The sequence below is a fragment of the Pontibacter rugosus genome (assembly GCF_042678745.1).
In the GTDB taxonomy this organism is placed as follows: Bacteria; Bacteroidota; Bacteroidia; order Cytophagales; family Hymenobacteraceae; genus Pontibacter; species Pontibacter rugosus.
This window is the reverse complement of the sequence record NZ_JBHTLD010000336.1, coordinates 1-3206: the sequence shown is the minus strand read 5'-3', so window position 1 is coordinate 3206 and position 3206 is coordinate 1. Positions and strand designations below refer to the sequence as shown.

Annotated in this window: 1 protein-coding gene; it reads left to right on the top strand. The window is 43.2% G+C overall.

The features are described from left to right. Window positions 1-90: 90 nt before the first annotated feature. Window positions 91-3195 carry a SusC/RagA family TonB-linked outer membrane protein gene (locus tag ACFQ2O_RS20790; RefSeq protein WP_377532658.1) on the top strand — a complete coding sequence of 1035 codons (3105 nt, stop codon included), beginning with the start codon at window positions 91-93 and terminating at the stop codon, window positions 3193-3195. Window positions 3196-3206: the final 11 nt, after the last annotated feature.

Below are 3206 nucleotides of genomic sequence, written 5' to 3'. Positions count from 1 at the left end.
GTAATTATAAAGCTAAGCTCTATAATTACTTTGTGGATCTACTAAGCTTTACTAACCAACAATTTTCATTCACCTTAATTAAAACAACAAATGAAGAAACTCTTACTAATGAGTTTTGTGATGGTACTAACGCTGTTGCAGCAAGCGTATGCCCAAAGCAGAACAGTCTCTGGTACAGTTACAGATCAGAGCACATCGCAACCACTGCCGGGAGTTGCAGTGATTGTTAAAGGTACGACTGTAGGTACTACTACAGGAGTTGATGGGGGATACTCTATAACCGTTCCATCAGATGGTAGTACTTTAGTTTTTCGTTTTATTGGCTACAAAACAGTAGAACGTGCCATCGGTAATTCTTCAGCTATCAATATAACATTAGCTACAGACGATAAGCTATTAGAAGAAGTTGTGGTAGTAGGTTATGGTACGCAGCTGAAGAAAGACGTAACTAGCTCAATTTCAAGAGTAGGTGGTGAGGAAATCGCAAACTTGGCTACTCCAAGCTTTGACCAGCAGCTTGCAGGCCGTGCGTCAGGCGTGGTTGTACAACAGCCTAATGGTATCCTGGGTGCGCCTCCAAGAATTAGAATTCGCGGTACAAACTCCATTCAGGGAGGTAACGATCCGCTTATTGTTATTGATGGTGTCCCAAGCCTTTCCGGCAACCAAGGTACTTATGCCCAATCAAACGCACTTGCCGATATCAACCCGAATGATATTGAGTCTTTTGAGGTTTTGAAGGATGGTGCGGCAACCGCTATTTACGGTTCTCGTGCATCAAACGGTGTAATTCTTATCACAACTAAGAAAGGTAAGAAAGGGCAAGTAAAGTTTAACTACGATATGTATACAGGTTGGGCAAAAGCTACTGAATTACATGACCTGTTAAATGCTGAGCAGTTTGTGGAAATTGCTAATGAGAAGTATACCAATGCTAATCCTGCTGCTACCATACAGGCTAGACTGGATGCCAACGGAACAGATACTGACTGGAACGACTATGTTTATAGAACTGCTTTTCAGCAGAGCCATACTGTGTCTGCCAGTGCAGGTTCAGAAAGAAGCAACTACTATTTCTCTCTAGGTTTTACAGACCAGGAAGGAATTGCGGTTGCCAATGATTTGAGACGTTATACAGCACGTGCTAACCTGAGCCAGACAGTAACCGATTGGCTTAGCTTCGGTGTTAATTCCGGTCTGTCTTACCAGCGCAACAATGGTGTGTCAGCGGGTACAAATAGTTTAGGAGGTAACACATTTGCAGTAGTTCGTATGCTTCCTAACGTGCCTGTTTACGATCCTAATGATCCAACAGGTTACAACCTGGATGACGAGACCCCGGCAGCGTTAGGTAGAGGAAATAACGTGGCTCTTATTGCTAACAGTACTCCTAACATCCGATTCAATCTGGATAATAACATTAACAGAGCTACAACCTACCGTGTTAATGGTAATGCTTTCATAGATATAAAACCTCTGAAAAACCTAAACTTTAGAACTTTGTTAGGCGCTGACCTTACTTTGATCGATGACTTGGGCTACAGAGATCCTCGCCACGGTGACGGAACCTCTCTTAATGGTTACGTTGACCAGTACCACACACCATACTCTACCTGGAACTGGCAGAACATCCTCTCTTATGATAAGTCTTTTAATGATGCGCACAACCTGAGTTTAACAGCTGTTGCGGAATATACTAAGACTGAGAGCTCATGGTTTGGCGCTTTTGGATCAGATCTTTCGGACCGTCTTTTTAATGAGAACATCATAACGGGAGCATTAACGAATCAGGAAATTAGTGGTGGTAAAACTGCAAATGGACTTACTTCATATCTAGGACGTATTAACTACAACTACAAGAGTAAGTACTACATTGGTGGTTCAATCAGAGCAGATGGTTTGTCTAAACTCTCTCCTGACAACCGTTGGGGCTATTTCCCAGGTGTATCTGCCGCTTGGCGTATCTCTGAAGAAGAATTCTTCAAGAACTCAGGGATTGCTGGCTTCATCAGCGATCTAAGATTGCGAGGTAGCTATGCCGAAGTTGGTAACTCTTCTATTGTTGGCGGTAACTTCCCATACCTAGGCTCTTATGCTGCAGTAATGTATGGTGGCATCAGCGGTATTGCATTTGATAACACTGGTAACGCAGACCTTAGCTGGGAAACCCAGAAAACTATTGACTTTGGCATTGACCTGGGCTTATTTAATGGCCGTGTAAATATCGAAGCAGCCTACTGGAGAAAGGATAATGATGATATGGTGCTTGGAGCCCCAACAGCTCCTTCGCTTGGTTTACCTGGGAACTTAATTTACAGAAACATCGGTAGCATGAAAAACGATGGTCTGGAGTTTACTGTAAGTGGTGCCGTAATCGAAAATGCTAACTTCTCATGGAATACCAGCGTGAACTTTTCTACACAGCACAATGAAGTGAAAGAACTGGTGAATGGCAACGATATTTTTGGAACCTACACCATTACACGTGAGGGAGAATCATTCAACTCACTCTACGGCTATACTTACGAAGGTGTGAACGTAGCAAACGGTAACCCTATCTACAGAAAAGCAGATGGCTCTTTTGTACAAGGACACATACCTGTTGCCCAGTACAGAGTATATGATCCTGCAAACCCTGCTGATGTGTCGCAGAGTGCTACACTGACTAACGCAGATAAAACAATACTAGGAAACGCTCTGCCAACTTGGTTCGGTGGATTTGACAACAACCTGACGTATGGTAACTTCGACTTGAACGTATTCTTCCGTTTCTCTGGTGGTAACAAGATAATGAACCGTACACGCCAGGATCTGTTAACACAAGGTTTTGCAAATAACGGAACAGAAATACTCGGAAGATGGCAGAGCCCGGAACAACCAGGAGATGGCCAGACCCCACGCGTTTGGATCGGTAGGGACGAGATAATCAACGGTGGTGAGCATTCTTCAACTAGATTTGTAGAGGATGGCGATTTCTTGAAACTGAGCAACGTCGCTATTGGGTATTCACTGCCTACTAGCTTGATTGAAAAAATTAATGTTCAGCGCTTGCGCGTGTTTGCACAGATGCAAAACGCTTTCACTATTTCTGATTACAATGGTTTAGACCCGGAGGTATTTACTTCTACAGGTGTTGACTTTAATGGCAACCCCCAGCAACGTGTAATTTCTGTTGGTGTTAACCTTGGGTTTTAATTAAATTTATC

What these genes read in the sequence shown, in the direction of transcription:
- ACFQ2O_RS20790 (WP_377532658.1), top strand. Translation starts at nt 91, where the DNA reads ATGAAGAAACTCTTACTAATGAGTTTTGTGATGGTACTAACGCTGTTG.